Source organism: Microcoleus sp. D3_18a_C4, assembly GCF_036702415.1.
Lineage (GTDB): Bacteria > Cyanobacteriota > Cyanobacteriia > Cyanobacteriales > Microcoleaceae > Microcoleus.
Genome location: NZ_JAUBTI010000033.1, coordinates 41,015 through 63,913 on the forward strand (window position 1 = coordinate 41,015; position 22,899 = coordinate 63,913).

Here is a 22,899-nt window from a genome sequence, read left to right on the forward strand (position 1 = left end):
CTTGTTAGCAGTCGGTACTTTTCTAAACACACCAGCATTCAAAACGGCTAATTAATGCTCTGATTGCAGAGTTCTTAACTAGCTGGGCACTGTCCTCGGTGTGAATTTTAACACTTACTACTAACGCAGGTATTGCTACCTAAGTCTGGTCAACACCGGCTGTATTTCAAGCCCCACTGTACCCGGAGGGTTAGTGGTGGGTTGTTGGCGCTATTCCCTACATCTTTGCCGAATCGCACTTGATTGCTGCATTCAAGTCCCCCTAATCTCTGAACTTTTTGCAGCAAGCATATTACTACGACTGCCGAATCAAGTTAATCTTTCTGCCAGTCTGAGCTTAGCAGAACGAGAGCGGGGATTTCTAGCGACTTCTTCGGATTGCGGCACGATCGGCTTTTTTGTCAGTACCTGCAAATTGGGTGTTCCTCTGAGTTGGTGCTTGACTGGTCGGTCTTCGAGACTGTGAAATGTAATGATTCCGATTCTCCCACCGGGTTTTAACCACCGTGGGGCAAGGTTTAGGAAAGTTTCTAAAGACGCTAGTTCGGAGTTGACGGCTATCCTTAAAGCTTGGAAAGTACGGGTGGCCGGATGGATTCTGCCGTTGCGCTGCTTGGGGGGGAAGCTGGAGGCGATCGCCCCTGCAAGTTCTGTTGTAGTTTGAAAAGGACGGCTTTGCACAATCCGCCTCGCGATGCGCCGCGACAGTCGCTCCTCGCCGTACTTGTAAATAATATCTGCTAGTTTAACTTCTTCCCAGTGGTTGATAATCTCTTCTGCCGTCAAAGATTGCTGCTGGTTCATACGCATATCTAGTTGAGCTGGGTGGCGAAAACTAAATCCCCGTTCCGGTGTATCGAACTGAGCAGAGCTGACGCCCAAGTCTGCTATGATACCATCAAATTCGGCCTCTGGGGACTGATATTCAGCAAAGTTGCCGTGCCAAAACTCAACGGGCGAGTTGGCAAATCGGGCTTGGCAAAAACGGATGGCTTGTTCGTCGCGGTCGATCGCCACCACTGTAACATCTGGCGCCGCCGCTAAAATCAAACTCGTGTGTCCGCCGCCCCCAAGCGTCGCGTCCAAATAGCGGCCGCCTGGACGCACAGCCAAACCCGCAATTAACTCGCTTCCCAAAACTGGAACGTGATAGGTGTCAATACTGACATCCGATCCAAGGGTCTCCTTCTCAGAGAGCTCGATATCCTTCATAATCATAAAAGCCAAACAAAAATCAACAATAGCTAGTAATCATTAATTCATTTAATTATGTCAAGAATTGAGACTAGAACCGAACCGATGGTGCTCAACATGGGGCCGCACCACCCATCCATGCACGGGGTACTCCGGCTAATCGTCACCCTAGACGGGGAAGATGTGGTGGACTGCGAGCCTGTTTTGGGCTATCTGCACCGGGGGATGGAAAAAATCGCCGAAAACCGCACCAACGTGATGTACGTGCCCTACGTGAGCCGCTGGGACTACGCTGCGGGGATGTTTAACGAAGCGGTGACAGTGAATGCACCGGAAAAGTTGGCAAATATTGCTGTCCCCAAACGGGCTAGTTATATTCGGGTAATCATGCTGGAGTTGAACCGGATTGCTAACCACTTGATGTGGGTAGGGCCGTTTTTGGCGGACGTGGGCGCGCAAACTCCTTTTTTCTATACTATGCGCGATCGCGAACCAATTCTCGACTTGTGGGAAGCAGCGACCGGTTATCGCATGGTTAATAATAACTATTTCCGCATTGGCGGAGTAGCCGCCGATTTGCCCTACGGTTGGGTAGATAAGTGCCAAGATTTCTGCGATTATTTCGTTCCCAAAATTGACGAGTACGAACGTTTAATTACCAACAATCCAATCTTCCGCCGCCGGATTGAAGGGCTGGGTACTATTTCTCGCAACGAAGCGATTAACTGGGGACTTTCCGGCCCCATGTTGCGCGGTTCCGGCGTAAATTGGGATTTGCGGAAAGTTGACCATTACGAATGTTATGACGACTTCGACTGGGAAGTTTGTACCGAAGCTGCTGGCGATTGTTTAGCCCGGTATTTAGTACGGATTCGGGAGATGCGCGAGTCGGTTAAGATTATCAATCAAGCCTTGAAAGGACTCCCCGGCGGCCCTTACGAGAATTTAGAAGCGAAGCGCTTAGAAAGCGGGCCAAAATCTGAATGGAATGGTTTTGACTATCAGTTTATTGGCAAAAAAGTGGCGCCGACTTTTAAGATTCCCAAGGGCGAACATTATGTCCGCGTTGAAAGCGGCAAGGGTGAGCTGGGGATTTATATTATCGGGGATGATACTGTGTTTCCTTGGCGCTGGAAGATTCGGGCTGCGGATTTTAATAATTTGCAGATTTTGCCTCACATTGTGCGCGGCGTGAAGATTGCCGATTTGGTGGCAATTTTGGGGAGTATCGACATTATTATGGGCTCGGTTGATAGGTAGGTTTTGTCGGTTTTTATCTAAGAAATTAACCCGGTTTTTTTAGGGAACCGGGTTGATTTTTTTGAACCGCAGATAAACGCGGATAAACGCCGATCGATCTCGATTAATATTGCTCTTAACGTCGCTAAAATGTACCTTATTTCTCTCTTCTCTCTTCCTCTGTGCCCTCTGCGCCCTCTGCGGTTAATAAAAAAAATCTCTCCTTCACAAATGAAATAACATCAACTTTAATTCGATAAATTATGAAAGTTCAGCAATCAGATATCAATGACAGCAACCCGGAACTCTGCGCTTTAATCTGCGAAAGAATTGCCGCCAGTCCCCAGCAGCGTATTACTTTTGCTGAATATATGGATTTGGCATTATATCATCCGCAGCACGGTTATTACAATAGCGATCGCCCGTCGATCGGCAAACAAGGCGATTTTATCACGTCGTCTCATTGGGGTGCTGATTTTGCGGAGGTTTTGGCGGATCAGTTTGTGGAAATGTGGGAAATTCTCGCCAAACCTCAAAACTTCGCGATCGTAGAAATGGGCGCTGGGCGGGGAAATTTTGCCGAAAATGTGCTGCAATATCTGCAACGGCAACATCCCGATTTCTTTCATATTTTAGAATACATTATTATTGAACTTTCCCCTGGGCTCCAAGCGGAACAGCGGCAAACTTTAGCCGATATTAAGTGTGTTAAGTGGTGTAAGTGGGATGAGATAGTTAATAATTCAATTGTCGGTTGTTTCTTTTCTAACGAGTTAGTGGATGCTTTGCCAGTGCATCAATTTATTCTGGAAGAAGGGCAAGTTAGGGAGATTTATGTTGCCGCAGAAACCCCAAAAAATGAACAAGAAGAGATAAATTTTGTTGAAGTAATTGGCGAAGTTTCCACCCCTAAAATTGCCGAATATTTGGATTTGGTAAGCATCGATTTGTCGGCGAGTGCTTATGGGGATGGTTATCGCAGTGAAGTAAATTTGGCGGCTTTGGACTGGATGAGTACAGTTGCTCAAAAGTTGCAGCGGGGATATTTGTTAACTATTGATTACGGCCATCCGGCGCACCGCTATTACAATCCGAGGCGCAGGGAGGGGACGCTACAGTGTTATTATCGCCACCGATATCACAATAATCCTTATATTAATGTGGGGCGGCAGGATTTAACGGCTCATGTTAATTTTACGGCGTTGGAAAGGCAGGGTGAATTGTGCGGTTTGGATGTGGTAGGGTTTACTCAGCAGGCTTTGTTTTTGATGGCGTTGGGTTTGGGCGATCGTATTGCTTCTCTATCAACAAATGATGCGGAAGTATTGGATGTGGCAACGTTTTTGCGGCGACGGGAGGCTTTGCATCAGTTAATCGATCCGATGGGTTTGGGGGGTTTTGGGGTTTTGGTGCAGTGTAAAGGGTTGAGGGAGGAGGAGAAGGGGAGAATTTTGAAGGGTTTGATGGTGCCTGATTGATTATTCCAAATTGATTATTAACTAATTTAATAGTTGAGATTTTTGGAACCGCAGATGAACGCTGATTAACGCTGATGTAATTTTGATTGATTCTGTATCCACCCAAATTATTGTCATGCAACCAATACCGGATGATTGAGTTTGCGCGAAGCATACAAAAGAGATGCTTTCAGATCGTCTGCTTCAAGATCGGGCATTTATTCTAGTATTTGTTCCGCACTCAAACCAGCCACAAATAAGTCCAGTACGTCTGATACCCGAATTCTCATGCCACGAATGCAAGGGCGACCGCCACACTGTCTAGGATTAACCGTGATTCTGGCGAATAGATATGACATTAAAGTTAGCTCCTACAACGCTTAGTTATAGTATGAATGAGTGCGCTCGTAATTGTCAATAACTGGATTCCCATGATTATTAACTAATTAAGCTGTACCAATTACTTTGGTCATCACTTAAGCGCACTGACTCAACGGCGGAAAATCCCATTTCCCTGAATATAAAGTAGATGGTAGCTTTAAACAATAGGCAGCAGGAACCACCTCGATCAACCACCAATTAAACATATCTCGTTGAGCCGCAGCAAAACCAGAAATAGCATCTCCGGTAATGGCATCATACAAAATATCCAAGATGGCATTATAAGCTGTTTTCGTGTTGAGTGTTTGCAGCAACCCATAGAAAATATTATAAGCTTCGTCAGTAGCTTGATATTTTCCAATTTTGTCGATATGAGGAAACAATGTGTCAGCCCAAGTTTCGGGAATTTCACCGCCATCTTTTAGCCAACAAGATATAATTCCTTCAACGATATCAGCCTTGTGTTCTTCAGGAAAGTAATGTTTAATGGTCGGTTTAGCTGCTAATGCTATTCCATAAGCCATATAGACGTATCGCTGATGAGATATTGCATCATTAGGCATTCCAAAGGCCGTCATTACTTGTACAAAAGCTTCTTCTACATCGCTGTTTCCGCCTCTTTCGTATAAATCGTCATATTTTCTATCCCAAACCGTGCGAAGTGTTTGCTGTAATTGCTCAGGAATATCTGAGTTGCTGGGCAATTTAAAATCGGTGTAGTGACCTAGAGCAAACTTTATCATTGACTTTCCCTCCTTATGTATTTTCCTTGATCGTCAACTAATATCAAGCTAGTTTTAAGATTAATATCACTTCCATTCTACCTTACCCAGAGAAGCCAGTAAAGCCTTCCTTGGCTCTACTGGCTTTTGATCCTATATTTCTACGGATATGGCTCCTCGTAGAAGATAATCACTTCAATGTTGGGGAACCACCTAGCAAAGTCTTCATTGCAGGTAGTGTAGCAGCCAGAACACATATTCCGGCGCGTGTAAAGGTAAAGCCTTCCTGTCGCCTCCGAAGGTACACTATCTCGTTCCAACTCTGCTGCAAGTGCATTGAAGAGCTTGTACTCAGCGTGTTTTTCGTTATAATTATTATTGAATGATGCTCTGTCAATCCTTGGTTCAAACAGCAACTTTGGCCCATTGTTTTCACCTGGAATATTCAGAGGCTTTTTCTTGCTAGTAGCTTCTTCTCTATAAACTCTACCGGTTGGGAGTTCTAGTTTGGCAACAGCAACATTACCAGAGTCGTTTTTAATATAAGTCGATCGAACTTCTTGAGCCTTAGTTCGCAGTTCCTCTACGATATCCGCATGGCACTCAGGGATGCCTTCGGGATACTTGTAAGGAGGTGTCTTTCTAGAGGGGTTTCCTGTAGTTAAGTTTTTGTTCACGGGAGAAATAAGTAATTTTACTGGAGGCATCGATAAATAAAAATATATATAACCTGACTTAGACATAAGATTTAAGCTTCATCTGACTCAGGTATTTTGATTATACCACACTTTCAAATCAACTGCCAACTCTGCTCTGACACCTCTAATTCAGCCCATTTCAATCGCTCTTGAATTGACATTTCCTGCAACTTTTTACTCATTTCATATAAATCAACTTGCGGATAATCCCCCTTAAATAGCGGAATTAAAGACTGCACAACAGCAGCGATTCCCTGCGGCGGCACTGCATTGCCAATCTGCCGCCGTACTTCAGTCGTAGAACCTTCAAAAACAAAATCATCGGGAAAGGTTTGCAATCTTGCCCTTTCACGATTGGTCAAAGAACGCGGTTCTAAATAATGATAACCCCAAGTCCCGCCACCTCCACCAGCAATAATTGTCGATGATGGTTTATCTGGATGAATTCGCCGATAAACGTGACTGATCATGCCTTTGACATAGTATGGACTATCCTTGGGAATATCAGAAAAATTGCCTCCCGGTTTAATTCGATTTAAAATTTCAACGGTGCGGGCTTGAATTTTATGATGTTGGTTATTGTCCAGAACTGCTTCCACATTTTTGAGTGCTTCGCCCGCTGTTCGATAAGGATTTTTGCGATTTTGACCGTATTCTGGCTGAGGATGCACAAAGTTAAATCCTGTATCCATCCGAAGGCCAACTAATAACACTCTTTGCCGAAATTGCGGAACTCCGTAATCCGCAAAGTTGTAGAGTTTAGGTTTAACTAAGTAGCCGGGAGCGATACTTTCAAAATCAGAAATTATTTGTTTTATTGCTTGATAATTATTTGCACTTAATAAGCCTTTGACATTTTCTGCTACAAAAGCTTTGGGCTTTTTTTTATTGACAAAATCGAGAAAGTATGTATATAAATTGCCTCTGGTTCCTTCCAGTCCGGGGCGTTTCCAAATTAGGGAGAAATCTTGACAGGGGAACCCTCCTATACATATTTCCGCTTCGGGAACTTGTGCAATGTCTATATTTTCTATGCTGTCGTTGATGATGACATCAGCAATGTTTCTGCTGAATGTTTTGCAGGCGTATTTATTGGAGTCGATCGCCCAAACTACCTCAAATCCGGCTTGATGGAATGGCAAATCCATGCCGCCGCAACCAGAAAATAAGGATATGAGTCGCGGTTTTTTTGTCCAGGCGATCGGCTGGAGACGTTCGATTAACATAGGAGTGTAAAGTTAGCCAAGGGCGGGCTGGATGCCCGCACCATAAGAGTGTCATCATACCAAAACACGATCGAACTCGACTCATCAATTGATATTTCACTCTTCATCATCTAACTCGATCCCCGCTTGACGCAGTTTTTCGGCCAATTTTTCAGCGCGGAGTCTTTCGCGATCTGCTCGTTGACGTTCTTGTTCTGTTCGCTTGGCTAATAACTGAAGTCCGCTAAAGAGGACTGAGAAGAAGGCTTTTAAACTCATTAGTCCTCATAGCGAGGACTTTAGCTTTGAGGCAGGGAATTCATTCCCTGCCGGACTTAATATGCAGCTATGATCTTCTGCTGTAGCTCGTTTTTCATTGCTAGTAGTTCCGATTGGGCGATCGCACTTTGTTCACCGCTCGCCAACCACTTCAATTGTACCGTCTCGTTTTCAGCTTCGGCATCTCCCAAAACTAAACACGCAACTGCACCGCTTCTGTCGGCTCTTTTAAACTGTTTCTTGAAAGGACTAGCACTCAAATCTATTTCTACGCTAAACCCGGCACTTCGCAATTTTTGAGCTAACAATACCGATTGCTGTTCTGCTTTTTCGCCCCTGGATACCAAATAAAAATCTAACTTCGGCGCGGGCAAAGGTTGCAACTTTTGCAGCAGGATAATCAACCTTTCGATACCCATTGCCCAACCGACTGCCGCCGTATCTGGGCCGCCCAATTCCTTTACTAAACCGTCGTAGCGGCCGCCTCCGCAAACTGTTGCTTGCGCTCCCAAATCGTCGGAGATAATTTCAAATGCGGTGTAGGTATAGTAATCTAAACCGCGCACTAATCTGGGATTTAACTGATAGCTAATTCCTAAATTTTTGAGCATAAGCTGCACTTGCTCGAAGTGATCTCGCGATTCCTCTCCCAAATAGTCCAAAATACTCGGCGCACCAGCTACAATTTCTTGAGTGCGCGGATTTTTGCTGTCCAATATCCGCAGCGGATTGCGAGTCAAGCGATCTTGAGAATCCGCGTCTAATTTGTCTTTGTACGGTGTAAAATAATCGATCAAAGCTTGTCGGTAATTTTGTCTGTCTTGCTTATTTCCGACAGAATTAATATCGAGGCGCAAATTTTTTAAACCGAGGGTTTGCAGGATGTCGCAGGCGATCGCAATTACTTCGACATCCGCACGAGGATTCGCACTCCCCAACACTTCCACGCCAATTTGATTGAACTGCCGCTGTCTTCCTTCTTGCGTGTGTTCGTAGCGAAACATCGGTCCCGCATACCACAGACGCTGCACGTCTCCCGCCGCGTACAAACTGTTTTGAATAAAAGCTCGGACTACTCCGGCGGTGCCTTCTGGACGCAAAGTTGTCGCTCGATCGCCCTTATCCTTAAAAGTGTACATTTCTTTGCCCACGACATCGGTAGCTTCTCCGATGCCGCGTTCAAATAAAGATGTCTGTTCAAAAATTGGCGTCCGAATTTCTCGATAAGCCGCTTTTTTCAAAATTGTTCTAGCGACTTCTTCTATATTTTGCCAATATTGAATTTCAGCGGGCAAAATATCCCGCGTTCCCGGTAAAGTTTTAATTGCACTCATTTTGTTAGTCAGTAGTCAGTAGTTAGTAGTCATTAATCATTAGTTATTAATCATTAGTTATTAGTTAACCGTCAACAGTCAACAGTTAACAGTCAACAGTCAACAGCTAACAATTCCCAATAACTAATGACTTAATAATTCCCACGCTCCGTAACGATCGCCATAATAAGCCAAAATGCGATCGACCCGCTCGCGACCTGCCAAATCGAACCCTTCAGGATACTGTATCCACAAACCCCCAATTTGGCTGTCCCTGTAATCAAACCGCTGCGACTGCTGCGGGATTAAACCGGTTTGCACCCCTTCAACTTGACGCAAATGGACCGCCACTTCGCGATACACCGCCAGCGGCAATCCAGGGGATTGAATGTGATAGCGGAGTTGTTTTTCTTGTGCCGTTTGCATCATTTCTTTGCCTGTCCCAACCAAAATCCCTACTTAAGATACTTCTTTATCGATCGGCCGCGGTAGAGGACAGCAGTTAATATTGTCCAAACATACCTTTCCCCACTGCAACGCCCAGCGTACAAGGGTAACTCGATTGTCAGCGCGCGTCTTGTTCAAGATATTGCTAATGTGGTTGTCAACTGTACGCTTGCTAATCTCTAACTTTTCGGCGATTTTCTCATTAGTCAATCCCGCCGCTACTAACTCTACCACTTGCAATTCTCTGTCCGACAGGGTGACAGGGGTTCCAGAGACAATCCCACTCATAAATTTTTCCTATGTCTGCATATTTACCTATCTACAATTCTAGAGGATGAGGGATGAAGTATGAAGAGCAAATTAAATTTGCTGTGCTACTCTTTCGGGTCCGAAGCACCAACTCGCTTGTAGAATCGCAAAAAGTGCAAACTCAGCGCTGACACAGCATGACGCACAGCCACTTGCACTGGTTGTGCGTCGGGTGGCGGATGCTGCCTTTACCTACGCCTATCTGACATCCGGGCCCAACCTGCAGATGTTTGCGCGTAAAACAACTAACTTATAAGCCCGCACTATATTTCAGCCGTTAGGGAGTAACTGCCAATATCAGTACGTCTGATATTATAGGATCAGCCATAAAAAAATAGCTGGCAATTTTTCTGGGATGGGTTAAAAATCATTATTGACCTGTCTACTGCTGGTCTAAAATCTCAAATCTCAAATCTCAAATTTCTATGACTTATCCTCGCGTTCTGTGTCTGGGTGAAGTTTTATTTGATTGTTTAGCAGACAAACCAGGAGTATCTCTCGAAGAGGTAGAATCTTGGACGGCATATCCCGGCGGTGCTCCTGCTAATGTTGCCTGTGCTTTGGCTAAATTGGGGACGGCGGCGGGCTTTATCGGTGCTGTAGGTGGGGATGAATTGGGGAATTCCCTAGTGCAGGTATTGCAAGAAGTAGGGGTTGATATTGCTGGAGTGCAGCGACATCCAAGTGCGCCGACGCGGCAAGTTTATGTCTTGCGGAATGAAGCGGGCGATCGATCTTTTGCCGGTTTTGGCGACTTTGATACTGCGGATTTTGCCGACACCCGCCTCCTTGCTGCACAACTACCCGAAGTGCTGTTTGAAAATGCCGAATATTTAGTGCTAGGCACTTTAGAATTAGCTTATCCTGAAAGTCGAGACGCGATCGTCCGAGCGATCGAACTAGCAGAACAGTACGACGTTAAAATTATACTTGACATCAATTGGCGTCCCGTATTTTGGCCAAATCCAGACGAAGCAAAAGCGCCCATTAGAAAAATATTAAAAAAAGTTGATTTTGTCAAGCTATCCGAGGAAGAAGCCGAATGGTTGTTTGACACTACCGACGCTGGAGCTATTACCTACCGCCTCGATTCCGTAGAAGGCGTTTTGGTGACTGCAGGCGAGAAAGGTTGCGCCTATTGTATCTCGGAAAATGAAGGAAAAATCCCCGCCTTTACAGTAGATGTTGAGGATACAACAGGTGCCGGCGACGGTTTTATGGCTGGTTTTGTCAGCCAATTGTGCAAGGTGGGAATTAAGAGTTTAGCCACTCCAGAAATAACCAAAAAAGTTGTAACTTATGCGAATGCGGTAGGTTCGATGACAGCGATGAAACCCGGTGCAATTGCGGCTCAACCAACCGCCGCTGAAGTAGAAGCTTTCTTGTATTTGTACAAAAATTAGCAGGCAAAACCTCTCCCCCCAAAACGGGGAGGGGGCTAAATTTGGTTCAGAAACCCGATTGCTAGGAAAAAAATAACTGTTATAGAAATTCGCGTTAAAAACCCTCTATAGCAATCCTGGCATCATTTGCATAATTATTGTAGGGGCAATCCCACGCCCGGTTGCCCGATAGATAGGGGGTCAGCACTCTTGGCACTACCCCTACAAATTTATCTGAATCATTTAGGATTGCTATATAAGACTTGGCGATTAAACTCGCTACTATACAAACTCTCGCCCTAGTTAAGAGGGAGTAAGAAATAAACTGGTATTTAAGCCCGATTTAGTATTATAGGTTTTATTGTGGGCAATTAACCACACATCATATCATGTCCGGTCGATTACCCTGATTCCTGTAGGGGCCCGTGAGCCAATAATATTTGCCAAAAACAGACAATCTCAAAAACCCGCCCCGGCAATTGTATTAGGGGCGATCGAGCGGACATGATATAATTTGGCGCACGATTAACTCTAGTGGCTGCGAAGCATCTATGATAATTGCATCTTGTGGTTCTTCGAGAGTATCTAACTGACTTAACAGCAAGTCTGCTTTCATGTAGTGATTTTCGCGACTTTTTAACCTTGTGGCTAATAGCTGAAAAGAACATTTTAGATAAACTATCTTCATGCGCTTTTGGTCTCGGTAGAGCATTTCGCGGTAAGATGTTTTTAAAGCAGAACAAGCCAAAACCACATTTTTATTTTCTAACAGCCACCTGTCTATTGCAGCTTGCAATTGTAATAGCCAAGGAAGGCGATCCGCATCTTCTAAAGGAATGCCCCGACTCATTTTATCGATATTAGCTGATGGGTGAAAATCGTCGGCATCGCTGAAATCCCAATTGAGAGATTGGGCCAGCAACTTGCCAACAGTAGTTTTGCCTGAACCGGAGACTCCCATCACGATTGTAATCATCACGTTTATTTACCGAATACTTGCAATTTTATCGAGTTGTGCGATCGACAAACCGGGTTTCTTAAATTGCCCCATGAATCATACAATTATCAACAATTCAACAAACCCAGTCTATTTCTAATTGTAGAGCAATTTTATTCCTGAGTTGGTCTAATGAATTCACAATAATTAACTTGACTTCTTCCCTAATTTTGCGATCGTAATTTTACTTATTGTTGCTGATTATCCGATCGCACTTGCAGCTAAAACATCACTGCTAACCGGCTGGTACATCGGGCCTTGGAAGGGGCGAAAGCCTTGCGGGCAATCGGCAGTCATCTTGCACAGCAAGCGGAACTGTAGCGGCGTTGGGGGTTGATTGAGACGATCGACTTCTACGCGAACCAATTCTGGATGCTGCGAAATAATTTCAAAAATATCATCCACAAGATAGCGCTGACAATAGCCGACAATCCAGTGATCTTTAGTACACAGAAGCAGACGGGAAGCGCGCGGATTTTGAAATTCGTGGGCTAAATACAAAAGTTCGCCCACTTGAAGCCGATGAATCCGTTCAATTGCCGACTTTGAAAGGTATCGCAGTCCATCTGCAAAAAAATGGATACAGTAACGTCCATTTTCATCTGGTTCGGGACAAGGGAACACCTCAAATTTATCAGTTGGCCGTTTACCTCCGCTGCGCGCCAATAAAGCAATTGGGTCATGTTCGTGTTCAGGGATATTCAACCACTGCACAAATTCAGGGTATTCAGGGCGCGATCGCGCCATCACTCGATTAGAAAACAACGCAAACAGTTTCTGTGAAGTGTAAACATTATTGAAATCCGGGAAAGATGGCAAAGGTTGAAACCCGCACTTAAGTTTAGCTTCTAGAACACCATTTGTATAATTGAACTGGTATTCTTTACCGTTAAATGTCAATCGACCAATCGGAAACCAAGAACCGCTGTCCGGGCTTTGCCAAGCTAAAAATAGTGTTTTCAAAGCAAATCTCCTGTCAATTCAAGTAGGGTGTTCACCTTATGTTTACTTTGAATTAAGAATATTTTTTTGCAATTCTTGCCGCGTTTTACCGTCGATTATCTCTTTGCCAACCTTGGGCTGGCTGGCATTAACTCGGACAAAATCGATATCATCTTTTTCGGTAAATTTGCGATCGCCATCGGAGTCTTTTCTAATTGTAACAAAAATCCCGTCGCTCTTTTTATCAAATACCCAACTCATTAACTGGGTATCGGGCGGAGTGATTGCCTGAAGCGATTTGCCTGCCAAGTTAGATAAATATCCAACGATCGCGTCTGCATCGTCAAGTTTGCCATCAGTATTTGTGTCGCTATCTATGATATGAAACAACAGCAATTGATTCTGAGGCTTGCTGGATACTTTTTTTGATGGATTTTGCTTCAGTTGATTTGTTTGTTCATTTTGATTGCTGGGATTTTCTGGATCTTTTTTAGGTAGCAAATATTCAAATTTTGATATTAACGCTTTTCTGTTTAATAAAATATTAGATTGTCCGCTACTTTTGTTATAAAAAATCATATTATAACCAATCATACCGCTGCCCCTTGAATCTCCATATAAACTTAATTTTGATGATATAGGATCGCGTCCCGATTCTTTTTCATCGCTAGATAAGATAACTGGAATCATAATATATTCTGATTCAGAGTCAACGATTAAATCGCCATAAGCAATCTGTGGCTGTGGCTTTTCTGCTTTCTTTTGTGCCCGAGTTACTGTCTTCGTTGCACTGCATGATAGGGTAATAGCAATTAGGGCAAATGTGGTAGCCACTTTACGGAAAATATTATGATCGATCATGACTTTTTAGATTTGACATCGATATTTATTTTCATTTTATTCTAACTAGCCGAGCGCTGTCACGTTCAGCGATCGGTAAATCCATCTAAAAAAACAGAATACCCAGATCCTCGACTTCTTTAAGAAGTGGAGGATCTAAGATTCTAAACATCGCTAACAACTTCTAACACAGGAATTCGCGCGGATCGGTGACATACCCAGTCAGCGCAGAAGCCGCCGCCGTGTAAGGCGAAGCTAGATAAACTTGCGCTTCTTTATTCCCCATGCGGCCGGGGAAATTCCGGTTAGTTGTAGATACACAAATTTCTGGTTCGTTCATCCGCCCAAAAGTATCTTTCGGGCCGCCCAAACAAGCGGCGCAAGAAGGCGCTGCGGGTTCGATGCAGCCAGCAGCTAAGAAGATTTCCGAAAGCGTTTGACCATCGTATTTTGTGACAAACAAATCTTCGTAAACTTTCTGAGTTGCTGGTACTAAATAAGTCGGAACTTTGACTTGATTTCCTTTCAGAATGCGGGCGGCATTCAGAAAGTCGGAGGTTTTGCCGCCGGTGCAGGAACCGATGTAAACTCGATCGATCTTGACATCGCGGCAGTTGCGCGCTAAGTCGCGGTTGTCGGGAGAGTGCGGTTTGGCGACGACTGGTTCTAATTGGGTGACATCGTAGGTGCGATCGCTATAAAATTTAGCATCCCCATCGCTGTAAAATGAATCGAAGGCTTTATCAGTCCGCGAAGTAACGTAATCAAACGTAGTTTTGTCCGGCGCAACCGTGCCGTTTTTACCGCCAGCTTCAATCACCATATTGCACAGCGTCATCCGTTCTTCCATCGTCAAACGCTCAACGGTATCGCCCGCAAATTCCATCGTCCGGTAGTTAGCACCGGCCACGCTAATATCACCAATAATCTGCAAAATCAGGTCTTTTGCTAACAAATAATCCGGCAGTTCGCCGTTGAGTACAAAGCGCATGGTTGCCGGAACTTTGATTAACAGTTTGCCGGTTCCCATGATAAAAGCCGCGTCTGTATTGCCGATACCGGTGGCGAATTGTCCGAAAGCGCCGGCATTGCAGGTGTGCGAATCTGTGCCGAACAGCACTTCCCCTGGTCTGGTGTGGCCTTCTTGTGCTAGGGCGATGTGGCAAACTCCTTTGTAGTCGGGATTTGCTTTGAAGTCCGATCGATCCGTGATGTCGTAAAAGTATTTTATCCCTTGTTCGGCGGCAAAATCGCGGAGAATATCGACGTTGCGGTTAGCGCGTTCGTCGTTGGTGAAAATGTAGTGGTCGGGAATGAGGACGATTTTGTCAGGGTTCCAGACTTTTGCATTCTCACCGAATTCGCGTTTGAAAACGCCGATGGTGCCGGGCCCGCAGACATCGTGGGTCATCAACACGTCTGTTTCTACCCAAATATTTTCTCCGGGCTCGACTTTAGTGCGGCCTGATGCTTTGGCTAATATTTTTTCGGTCAGAGTCATTCCCATAGTGCGATCGCTCTTTTTTATTAGATGCTACATAGTGTATTGTACGAAATATCGCCTGATGTTGAGAGGAAATTTATTATGAATATGAGCGTCTTCTCCTCAAAGTGGGAGTACGCCTGATTGTGAAGTTATTGTTCATCCGCAAAAAACTTATTTAGTCAAGCGCGATCGAACTATTAGTTTTAATGAAAGGTCAAGGAAAGTTTATTGCAGTATTAGTAGACTTATAAAATCCCACTTTTTCACTAGGATTAAAGGCTATAAAGATTTAGCTTCGCCAATCCCAAATAGCGAACACCTTCCGGTGTCACGTCAAACCGACAAGGCAAAACCTCTACACCTTCACTTATAGCCTGTCTGAACAATTCTCCGTAAAGGCGATCGGCACTATCCCCCGGAGCAAAATCAGTACAATCCCCCCGATTAATAAAATACAGCATTACAGCCCTCGAACCCTGCCGCACCACTTCCATCAATTCTCTCAAATGTTTCTGTCCCCTCTCCGTCACTGTATCGGGAAATAAAGCCAACTCCTCTTTTACCCAAGTTGTATTTTTCACTTCCAGAAAAATCGGTTTTTCCTCACCAGTCAGCCAAAAATCCACTCTACTTTTTTTATCAGTGCCGTAAACAACCTCCGGTTGAATTAAACTGTAATTGCCCAACTGGGGAAACAATTTCAATTCCAAAGCCAATTTAACTACTCGATTTGGCAGCCCAGTATTAACTCCCACCCAAGTTGGCACAGTGTCGCAAACTTTAATTAATTCCCAAGTATAAGCTAACTTGCGTTTAGGATTGTCGCTGGGAGATACTAGCACTGGATTGCCCGGAATGTAAACACCTGTCATCGGGCCCGTATTCGGACAGTGCGCGGTAATGATTTCTCCCGAATCTAGTTCAATTTCGGCAAAAAATCGCTTGTACCGCTTGATGAGAATTCCGGGTAAAAGAGGGGGATATTTGTAAATTAAGTCAGTCATTCGATTTTAGATTTTAGATTGTAGAGTGAGGCATCATAGCATGAAACGACGGTTTGTAGTTTAGCTAGGCTTACTTATTCATTCATTCTTTGTTTCATATCCTTCGCCGCTAAAGCATAACCACCATCAGCACCGTCTATAAAATGTACTTGGCGGCCGTTGCGTTCAAACACCAGACAAGTCATCAACGCTCTGTCAGAAACGTGCAAACCGTAAACCAGCTTGCCTTCTCGGTAATTCCTTTCCAAGTACCCCGTCAATTTTTTTCGCCGCCACTCATTGCCAGAAATTACCATCCTCAACATATCATCAAATTTGCGGTAATCCGTAGCTGCGATCGCAATATCTTTATAAACTCCCCAATCTAACTCTTCTGTCTTAACCTTCAAATTCATTAGCAGCGAACCAAGCGCCGTCTCTAACTGGATTTTTGATAAATACATCTGGCGGTCTAACCAACTAGCATTGCTCGCCCTAACTAGAGTTTCTTTAATCAGCTTTGCGCTATTAAGTGTCAATTTAAGGTTTTTAGTGTCGATAGGATTTAAACTATTTTCCTTGCCGTAAATGTAGTTAATTTTTTTGATAATTTTTCTATATAATTGATGACTTTGCTGACCCAAATCTTCTCGCACCATTACCAGCAGCGTTACTATTTCCCCATACTTGCTGGGAATATCCTGCCACCGGCACTCCAATCCCGAAAAATCGGCTGTTGCAGAAATGCCATTATTTTTAATACTGTAAATATTACCAGGCGCTGGATCTTTAATAAGTTCAGTAGCACGAGTTAAGCCGCCGCCACTAAAAACAGCTTGGCTGTAATTTTCTGAAACTTTAAACTTAGCTATTTTAACCGGATAATTAGCTGCCACAACTTGAACCGGGACGGCCCCAACTCGCAAATCCATGTCAAATTGAGTCTTAGCCATTTGTTGAGTGGCCAGCAAAGCAATCTTAGCAGCGGGTAAAAGCGATGGCCCCATTAAAAGAGAAGCGCCGTCGCCACCAAAGACAAACGGAATCTCAGTTTTGCCGGCGATATTCAAAACAGCAACGATTGAACAAGCCCCCAATAAGTTAACTTCTTTGTATTTTCCAGCTTCAATCGCTTTTGTAGAACCGCGAATATCTGTGACAACAATGTACCAATCATCAGGTACGTCAACAAAATTACCCAGATCGGTAATCTTGATAAAATTGTCCAGTAAAGGTAATTGGGAATAGAAGTTTTCGGAATTCATGTTATCATTCTCCCGATTCGCGATTAAAATAAGTGAATCCTTTTAGCATTAGCGTTTGTAACCATTTGTGTCCCAATTACAGAAGCCCTCTCGTTCCCTCGCAGGGATTGCCGGCATTGTCGCACTCGCCACTCTAATTAGCAAAGTCTTTGGATTGGTGCGCCAAATTGCGATCGCCGCAGCCTTTGGAGTCGGTGTCGCCGTCGATGCCTACAACTACGCCTACGTCATCCCTGGTTTCTTATTTATTTTGCTGGGAGGGATTAACGGGCCATTTCACAGCGCCATAGTCAGTGTTTTAGCCCGCCGGGATAAAAAAGAAGCAGCACCCTTAGTCGAGACTATCACCACCTTAGTCGGCGGCTTGTTGCTGTTGGTGACGATCGCTTTAATTATTTTTGCCGATCCGCTGATAGATTTGGTGGCACCGGGATTAAATAGAACAGCAGAAGGTTTACAAATCAAAGCAATTGCCGTCCAGCAATTTCGGATTATGGCGCCGATGGCATTACTTTCAGGCTTAATCGGCATTGGTTTCGGCACTCTCAATGCCGCCGATATGTACTGGCTTCCTTCCATCAGCCCTTTATTTTCTAGCGTTGCACTTGTCGGCGGTTTGCTTTTCTTAGCCATGCAACTCGGAGACAAAATTATTCAGCCAGAATTCGCACTAATGGGCGGCTTAGTGTTAGCTTGGGGAACTTTAGTGGGCGCAGTTTTGCAGTGGTTGGTGCAACTGGTGGCGCAGTGGCGCGCCGGCTTGGGAACATTGCGTTTGCGGTTTAATTTTAAACGGCCGGGAGTGCAAGAAGTAATTAAGGTGATGGTTCCTGCGACCTTATCATCAGGAATGCTGCAAATTAATGTTTATACTGACCTATTTTTCGCATCCTACATCCCTCAAGCTGCCTCTGCGATGGGTTACAGCGGCTTGTTAGTTATGACGCCTTTAGGCATTATTTCTAATGTAATTTTAGTGCCATTTTTGCCGATATTTTCTCGCCTCACCGATCCGAGAGATTGGCCGGAATTAAAAGCTCGAATTCGTCAATCTTTAATTTTGACGGCCCTTACGATGCTGCCGCTGAGTGCTTTAATGGTAACGCTGGCTGGGCCGATCGTCCGCGTGGTTTACGAACGCTATGCTTTCGATCGAGAGGCCTCGCTGTTTGTCACGCCGATATTGATGGCTTACAGTATTGGAATGTTTGTGTATTTGGGACGCGACGTTTTGGTACGGGTATTTTACGCTTTGGGAGACGGAGAAACCCCTTTTCGCATCAGTATTATCAATATCTTTTTAAACGGTATTTTGGATTATTTGTTAGTAGGAGCGTTTGGCGCGCCCGGATTAGTTTTGGCGACGGTGGGAGTGAATCTTATTTCGATGATTATGCTTTTGTACTGTTTAAATAAAAAGCTGGGTGGCCTACCTTGGGGGGAGTGGAGTTTGCCTTTTCTGGGGTTAACTTCTGGCAGTTGTCTAACTGCTTTCGTTACCTTGGCTACTCTGCAAGCCTGTCAAAGAGTTTTGGGTACTGAAGGTTTGGTAATTCAATTAGTGCAGTTGAGTGTGGCAAGTTTTGTAGGGTTAGGGGTTTTTGCCTTGTTTGTCAGTCAGATGAAGTTGCCGGAAGTTGATATGTTTGTCGATCGCATTCGGGGCCGTTTTCGCAAATAAATCTCCGAAATTGGCGACAGATTCAAGGAATCAACAAAAGTGCGAGATCCCTTAAGTACACAAAATACCAAAAAGGAATCTCGTCCTTAAATCCAAATCAACACTCCGAAGCGTCCATCCGCGTATATCCGCCACCATCTGCGGTCAAAAATTCCAGAGTAATTAACAAGGGCGATGTCTAGATTCTCAAGATATCGTCAAACTTAATGCTGTCTGGCAAAATAGCCAATAAAATTCCGCTAAAACAAATAAACCCTCATACCCACAGCCTCTGAGGGAGGTCTAAATTATGTCCACATGGAAAAGATCCGACTTTTCCGACTTTAAGATCCGACTTTTCCGACTTTACAGAGGCAGGGGATCGAAGCAATGATAGAGATAGGGGAAAGCCAACCCACGATGTCTAAATTGTAAAGATATCGTAAACCTGGATGTTGTGTTGCGAAAGGTTAAATAAAAATATCTTATAAAAAATATGTCTTTAGTATGATATATTAAATTTGCATCTATGTTAAACACATTCATTCCCACGCGAAGCCAGTGAGATCCCACTTCATATCAGGACTAGCCCGATCGGACTCTACTTTACTGGCTGCACTACTACGACAAAATCCCCGGTTTCACAGCGCTATGACTTCCCCTGTTGGGGGCGCAAGTAGATCGAATGCTGTCAGCCGTGACCCAAAACAATCAGTGTTCCGTGTTTATTTCCCCTGAACTAAAACCGACGCTGATTATGAGTATCTTTTCGGCTGACTACCAGCCACAAGCTGAAAAAGAAGTGATGGGGGACACCAATCGCCTGTGATGCAGCAAACTGTCATTAATCCTGGCACTATTTGCCGAAGCCAAAGTGATGTTCTGTATCAGAAACATCCCTTGAATTATGGACAGCATCGAGTTACTAATTCGCGGTAACGCCTTTGATGTTTCCAGGTTATTTAATCCTCCAGCGGAACGGGCTAACAATTTTACCGCCCGATTTATTTAAGCAAGAGAACTAATAAATTATTCAGTCCTCATAGCGAGCACTTAAGATTTGAGGCGGGGGTTTCAACCCCGCCCAGACTTGGATGTAAACAATATATAGATATTAAGGATGTCAGGAATTATGAACCTACCAATCGCGAACAAGCAAATTATTTTCATTGACTCCTCTGTACAAGATTATCAAAGCCTGATCCAAGGCGCAGATGCTAACGCCAAAATAGTCATTTTAGATGACAAGCGTAGTGGCATTGAACAAATTACCCACGCACTGGCGGGGGAAAGTGATATTGCGGCAGTTCACGTAGTTTCTCACGGTAGTTCCGGCACGCTAAATCTGGGTACAGATATCTTTAATAAAGAGCTGTTAGAAAAAAAACTCGAACACTTGCAACAGTGGGGAAAGGCTCTCTCTTCAAACGCCGATTTCCTTTTATATGGTTGCAATGTTGCAGCAGGCGCGATCGGACTTGCTTTCATTCATCGCATTGCCGAAATCACCCGCGCCAATGTCGCAGCTTCTAGCACAAAAATAGGGAACATCAGACTAGGAGGAAACTGGAACTTAGACGTACAAATCGGCAAAATTGCTGCTTGGCTACCATTCCAACCCGCCACATTGTCAGCTTACAGTGGCGTGTTAGCTACCTATACTGTTCTGCCAGGAGATGTCTCGAATACCGGTTCCGGTTTGAATGGAGGATTACTTTGGGCAATTAACCAAGCTAATAGCACAGCAGCAGATGATATTATTAACCTAGCTTCCGGCAGTACCTACACCCTAACAGCTCTGAACAATACAACCGGAGGCAATAATGGTTTACCAGTAATTTTAGCGACCACTAGCAGTGGCACATTAACCATTACTGGCAATGGAGCCACAATTACACGCAGCGGAGCAGCACCCAGTTTCCGCATCTTCAATGTTAACTCCAGCGGTAACTTAACCCTAGATAATCTTACTGTTAGTAATGGTCTAACTTCAGCAGGCGGTTCTGCCGGGGGACTATATCTTAATAGCGGTGCTATAGCAACAATAAATAATAGCACGTTTAGCAACAATCAAGGTTTATCTGATGGAGGTGCCATTTTTAATGGCAGTGGTCAATTAACTATTAATAATAGCACTTTTACAGCTAATTCAGCGCAAGCAAGCGGCGCAGCTATTACTATGAGTGGTGGCACCGCAAACATCAGCAATTCAACATTTTCTGCTAATACCGCCAAAAATGATGGGGGAGCTATCATCACCTATAGCGGAGGCAATACCACGATTGTCAACTCAACAATTACTAATAATACGGCTGATAGTGATGCCAACAACACAGGGAACGGTGGTGGAGTTCTTAATGTAGGTGGGAGTACAACGACAGTCAGAAATACCATTATTGCTGGAAATACTGATAGTTCTCCTACTATTAAAAACCCTGATGTAGCTGGTACATTCAGTGACGGGGGGGGGAATTTAATTGGTAATAATACAGGGAGCACCAGCTTTACAACGAGTACCAAAGTAGGCACAAGTGGAAGTCCCCTCAATGCTCTCTTAAATGCCCTAGCTAACAATGGTGGCCCTACTGCAACCCATTCTTTGCAAGCCGGTAGCCCCGCCCTGGATTCTGGTATTAATGCTAACGCCAGTAGTTTAACCTTAGATCAGCGCGGGACAGGTTACAGCCGAATCGTGAATAGTACAGTTGATATCGGTGCCTATGAAGATCAAACACCTGACACCACAGCGCCGACAGTCGCCAGTTTCACCCCCGCAGACAACGCCACCAGTGTTGCAGTTGCTGCTAATTTAGTTGTCACCTTGAGTGAAGCCGTACAAAAAGGCATCGGCAATATTGTCATCAAGAAAGTCTCCGACAACTCAGTTGTTGAAACTATCAACGTTACCTCCACCAATGTCACAGTTACTGGCAGTAGCGTCACCATTAATCCCACTATTGACTTAGTTAACGGTACTGGTTACTACGTTGAAATTGCCGCCGGTGCAATTAAAGACTTAGCAGGTAACAATTATGCCGGTACGACAGGTGCAGCTACTTGGAATTTCACCACCGTCGCTGACACCACAGCGCCGACAGCCGCCAGTTTCACCCCCGCAGACAACGCCACCAGTGTTGCAGTTGCTGCTAATTTAGTTGTCACCTTGAGTGAAGCCGTACAAAAAGGCATCGGCAATATTGTCATCAAGAAAGTCTCCGACAACTCAGTTGTTGAAACCATTGATGTCACCTCAGCCAATGTCACGGTTAGTGGCAGTACCGTCACCATTAATCCCACAGCAAATTTAGTTGAGGGTACAGATTACTACGTTGAAATTGCCGCTGGTGCAATTAAAGACTTAGCAGGTAACAATTATGCCGGCACTACAGGTGCAACTGCTTGGAATTTCAGCACCGTAGCTGACACCACACCACCGACAGCCGCCAGTTTCACCCCCGCAGACAACGCCACCAGTGTGGCTGTGGGTGCGAATTTAGTTGTCACCTTGAGTGAAGCCGTACAGAAAGGCACTGGCAATTTGGTTATCAAGAAAGCCTCGGATAACTCAATTGTTGAAACCATTGATGTCACCTCAGCCAATATCACAGTTACTGGCAGTAGCGTCACAGTTAATCCCACAGCAGATTTAGCGCCTGGTACTGATTATTACGTTGAAATTGCTGCCGGTGCAATTCAAGACTTAGCTGGCAACAATTATGCTGGAATTACAGGTGCAACTGCTTGGAATTTCACTACTGTTGACACCATCCCCCCTACCGCCACCACTTTGGTCCCCGCAGACAATGCCACCGCTGTTGCAGTTGCTGCGAATTTAGTCGTCACCTTGAGTGAATCTGTACAAAAAGGCACTGGCAACATTGTTATCAAGAAAGTCTCTGATAATTCAGTGGTGGAAACCATTGATGTTACCTCTGCCAATGTCACCGTTAGCGGCTCTACTGTTACTATTAATCCGACGGCAGATTTAGCGCCCGGTACTGATTACTATGTCGAAATCGCTGCCGGTGCAATTAAAGACTTAGCTGGTAATAATTATGCTGGCACTACAGGTGCAACTGCTTGGAATTTCACCACGGCTG

At 44.6% G+C, this 22,899-nt stretch carries 20 protein-coding genes and 1 pseudogene; 6 read left to right on the forward strand and 15 right to left on the reverse strand.

Annotated elements, in window-relative coordinates:
- Positions 1–309: 309 nt before the first annotated feature.
- Positions 310–1,212, reverse strand: coding sequence for a 16S rRNA (cytosine(1402)-N(4))-methyltransferase RsmH (gene rsmH / locus QUB16_RS16500; protein WP_333317668.1), 903 nt, complete (start codon positions 1,210–1,212; stop codon positions 310–312).
- A gap of 57 nt (positions 1,213–1,269) precedes the next feature.
- On the opposite strand from rsmH, the gene QUB16_RS16505 reads away from it, so the two are divergent.
- Together QUB16_RS16505 and QUB16_RS16510 are read left to right on the forward strand one after the other, a co-directional pair.
- Entirely contained in the window at positions 1,270–2,454 is a 1,185-nt protein-coding gene (locus QUB16_RS16505; protein ID WP_333145322.1) for an NAD(P)H-quinone oxidoreductase subunit H, read from the forward strand.
- Positions 2,455–2,696: 242 nt separating this feature from the next.
- Positions 2,697–3,911 (forward strand): class I SAM-dependent methyltransferase, encoded by a 1,215-nt coding sequence (locus QUB16_RS16510; protein ID WP_333317670.1) that lies wholly within the window; start codon positions 2,697–2,699, stop codon positions 3,909–3,911.
- Between the two features lie 113 nt (positions 3,912–4,024).
- Here the strand turns inward: QUB16_RS16510 and QUB16_RS16515 are convergent.
- From QUB16_RS16515 to QUB16_RS16550, 8 genes and pseudogenes are all read right to left on the reverse strand, one after another.
- Positions 4,025–4,249: pseudogene (locus tag QUB16_RS16515) on the reverse strand (DUF433 domain-containing protein).
- Positions 4,250–4,366: 117 nt separating this feature from the next.
- Entirely contained in the window at positions 4,367–5,014 is a 648-nt protein-coding gene (locus QUB16_RS16520; RefSeq protein ID WP_333317672.1) for a hypothetical protein, read from the reverse strand.
- Positions 5,015–5,154: 140 nt separating this feature from the next.
- Positions 5,155–5,670, reverse strand: coding sequence for a deaminase domain-containing protein (locus QUB16_RS16525; protein ID WP_333317673.1), 516 nt, complete (start codon positions 5,668–5,670; stop codon positions 5,155–5,157).
- Positions 5,671–5,783: 113 nt separating this feature from the next.
- Positions 5,784–6,917 (reverse strand): DNA cytosine methyltransferase, encoded by a 1,134-nt coding sequence (locus QUB16_RS16530; RefSeq protein ID WP_333317674.1) that lies wholly within the window; start codon positions 6,915–6,917, stop codon positions 5,784–5,786.
- Positions 6,918–7,013: 96 nt separating this feature from the next.
- The gene (locus QUB16_RS16535) at positions 7,014–7,175 is read right to left on the reverse strand and encodes a hypothetical protein (protein ID WP_333317676.1); all 162 of its coding nucleotides are present in this window, start codon (positions 7,173–7,175) and stop codon (positions 7,014–7,016) included.
- Between the two features lie 56 nt (positions 7,176–7,231).
- The gene (gene hisS / locus QUB16_RS16540; protein WP_333317679.1) at positions 7,232–8,509 is read right to left on the reverse strand and encodes a histidine--tRNA ligase; all 1,278 of its coding nucleotides are present in this window, start codon (positions 8,507–8,509) and stop codon (positions 7,232–7,234) included.
- A gap of 123 nt (positions 8,510–8,632) precedes the next feature.
- Entirely contained in the window at positions 8,633–8,914 is a 282-nt protein-coding gene (locus tag QUB16_RS16545) for a hypothetical protein (RefSeq protein WP_333317696.1), read from the reverse strand.
- Positions 8,915–8,947: 33 nt separating this feature from the next.
- Positions 8,948–9,223, reverse strand: coding sequence for a photosynthetic electron transport-dependent transcriptional regulator PedR (locus QUB16_RS16550; RefSeq protein ID WP_006633901.1), 276 nt, complete (start codon positions 9,221–9,223; stop codon positions 8,948–8,950).
- 446 nt (positions 9,224–9,669) lie between these two features.
- On the opposite strand from QUB16_RS16550, the gene QUB16_RS16555 reads away from it, so the two are divergent.
- Positions 9,670–10,647 (forward strand): carbohydrate kinase, encoded by a 978-nt coding sequence (locus tag QUB16_RS16555; RefSeq protein WP_333317681.1) that lies wholly within the window; start codon positions 9,670–9,672, stop codon positions 10,645–10,647.
- Positions 10,648–11,110: 463 nt separating this feature from the next.
- Here QUB16_RS16555 and QUB16_RS16560 read toward each other — a convergent pair whose 3' ends face one another.
- From QUB16_RS16560 to QUB16_RS16585, 6 genes are all read right to left on the reverse strand, one after another.
- Positions 11,111–11,602, reverse strand: a complete 492-nt coding sequence (locus QUB16_RS16560; protein ID WP_333317698.1) for a gluconokinase — start codon at positions 11,600–11,602, stop codon at positions 11,111–11,113.
- A 222-nt stretch (positions 11,603–11,824) separates the two neighbouring features.
- Positions 11,825–12,586, reverse strand: coding sequence for a DNA-binding protein (locus QUB16_RS16565; protein WP_333317683.1), 762 nt, complete (start codon positions 12,584–12,586; stop codon positions 11,825–11,827).
- 42 nt (positions 12,587–12,628) lie between these two features.
- Complete coding sequence (locus QUB16_RS16570) at positions 12,629–13,426, reverse strand: hypothetical protein (RefSeq protein WP_333317685.1); 798 nt, start codon at positions 13,424–13,426, stop codon at positions 12,629–12,631.
- 163 nt (positions 13,427–13,589) lie between these two features.
- Complete coding sequence (locus QUB16_RS16575) at positions 13,590–14,912, reverse strand: 3-isopropylmalate dehydratase large subunit (RefSeq protein ID WP_333285787.1); 1,323 nt, start codon at positions 14,910–14,912, stop codon at positions 13,590–13,592.
- A gap of 251 nt (positions 14,913–15,163) precedes the next feature.
- Positions 15,164–15,895, reverse strand: coding sequence for a DNA/RNA nuclease SfsA (sfsA, locus tag QUB16_RS16580; RefSeq protein ID WP_333317687.1), 732 nt, complete (start codon positions 15,893–15,895; stop codon positions 15,164–15,166).
- A gap of 74 nt (positions 15,896–15,969) precedes the next feature.
- Entirely contained in the window at positions 15,970–17,139 is a 1,170-nt protein-coding gene (locus QUB16_RS16585; RefSeq protein WP_333317689.1) for a DUF3095 domain-containing protein, read from the reverse strand.
- Between the two features lie 67 nt (positions 17,140–17,206).
- Here QUB16_RS16585 and murJ point away from each other — a divergent pair, with 67 nt between their 5' ends.
- The 3 genes from murJ to QUB16_RS16600 form a co-directional block, all read left to right on the forward strand.
- Complete coding sequence (murJ, locus tag QUB16_RS16590) at positions 17,207–18,820, forward strand: murein biosynthesis integral membrane protein MurJ (protein WP_333317691.1); 1,614 nt, start codon at positions 17,207–17,209, stop codon at positions 18,818–18,820.
- A 664-nt stretch (positions 18,821–19,484) separates the two neighbouring features.
- Positions 19,485–19,628, forward strand: coding sequence for a hypothetical protein (locus QUB16_RS16595; protein WP_333317692.1), 144 nt, complete (start codon positions 19,485–19,487; stop codon positions 19,626–19,628).
- A gap of 303 nt (positions 19,629–19,931) precedes the next feature.
- Positions 19,932–22,899, forward strand: a 2,968-nt coding sequence (locus QUB16_RS16600; RefSeq protein WP_333317694.1) for an Ig-like domain-containing protein, incomplete at its 3' end; no start/stop codon positions are given.

Excerpts from the sequence above, each read along its gene's own strand:
- rsmH (WP_333317668.1), bottom strand. The coding sequence starts at position 1,212 with ATGAAGGATATCGAGCTCTCTGAGAAGGAGACCCTTGGATCGGATGTC.
- QUB16_RS16505 (WP_333145322.1), top strand. The coding sequence starts at position 1,270 with ATGTCAAGAATTGAGACTAGAACCGAACCGATGGTGCTCAACATGGGG.
- QUB16_RS16510 (WP_333317670.1), top strand. The coding sequence starts at position 2,697 with ATGAAAGTTCAGCAATCAGATATCAATGACAGCAACCCGGAACTCTGC.
- QUB16_RS16520 (WP_333317672.1), bottom strand. The coding sequence starts at position 5,014 with ATGATAAAGTTTGCTCTAGGTCACTACACCGATTTTAAATTGCCCAGC.
- QUB16_RS16530 (WP_333317674.1), bottom strand. The coding sequence starts at position 6,917 with ATGTTAATCGAACGTCTCCAGCCGATCGCCTGGACAAAAAAACCGCGA.
- QUB16_RS16535 (WP_333317676.1), bottom strand. The coding sequence starts at position 7,175 with ATGAGTTTAAAAGCCTTCTTCTCAGTCCTCTTTAGCGGACTTCAGTTA.
- hisS (WP_333317679.1), bottom strand. The coding sequence starts at position 8,509 with ATGAGTGCAATTAAAACTTTACCGGGAACGCGGGATATTTTGCCCGCT.
- QUB16_RS16545 (WP_333317696.1), bottom strand. The coding sequence starts at position 8,914 with ATGCAAACGGCACAAGAAAAACAACTCCGCTATCACATTCAATCCCCT.
- QUB16_RS16550 (WP_006633901.1), bottom strand. The coding sequence starts at position 9,223 with ATGAGTGGGATTGTCTCTGGAACCCCTGTCACCCTGTCGGACAGAGAA.
- QUB16_RS16555 (WP_333317681.1), top strand. The coding sequence starts at position 9,670 with ATGACTTATCCTCGCGTTCTGTGTCTGGGTGAAGTTTTATTTGATTGT.
- QUB16_RS16560 (WP_333317698.1), bottom strand. The coding sequence starts at position 11,602 with ATGATTACAATCGTGATGGGAGTCTCCGGTTCAGGCAAAACTACTGTT.
- QUB16_RS16570 (WP_333317685.1), bottom strand. The coding sequence starts at position 13,426 with ATGATCGATCATAATATTTTCCGTAAAGTGGCTACCACATTTGCCCTA.
- QUB16_RS16575 (WP_333285787.1), bottom strand. The coding sequence starts at position 14,912 with ATGGGAATGACTCTGACCGAAAAAATATTAGCCAAAGCATCAGGCCGC.
- sfsA (WP_333317687.1), bottom strand. The coding sequence starts at position 15,895 with ATGACTGACTTAATTTACAAATATCCCCCTCTTTTACCCGGAATTCTC.
- QUB16_RS16585 (WP_333317689.1), bottom strand. The coding sequence starts at position 17,139 with ATGAATTCCGAAAACTTCTATTCCCAATTACCTTTACTGGACAATTTT.
- QUB16_RS16595 (WP_333317692.1), top strand. The coding sequence starts at position 19,485 with ATGCTGTCAGCCGTGACCCAAAACAATCAGTGTTCCGTGTTTATTTCC.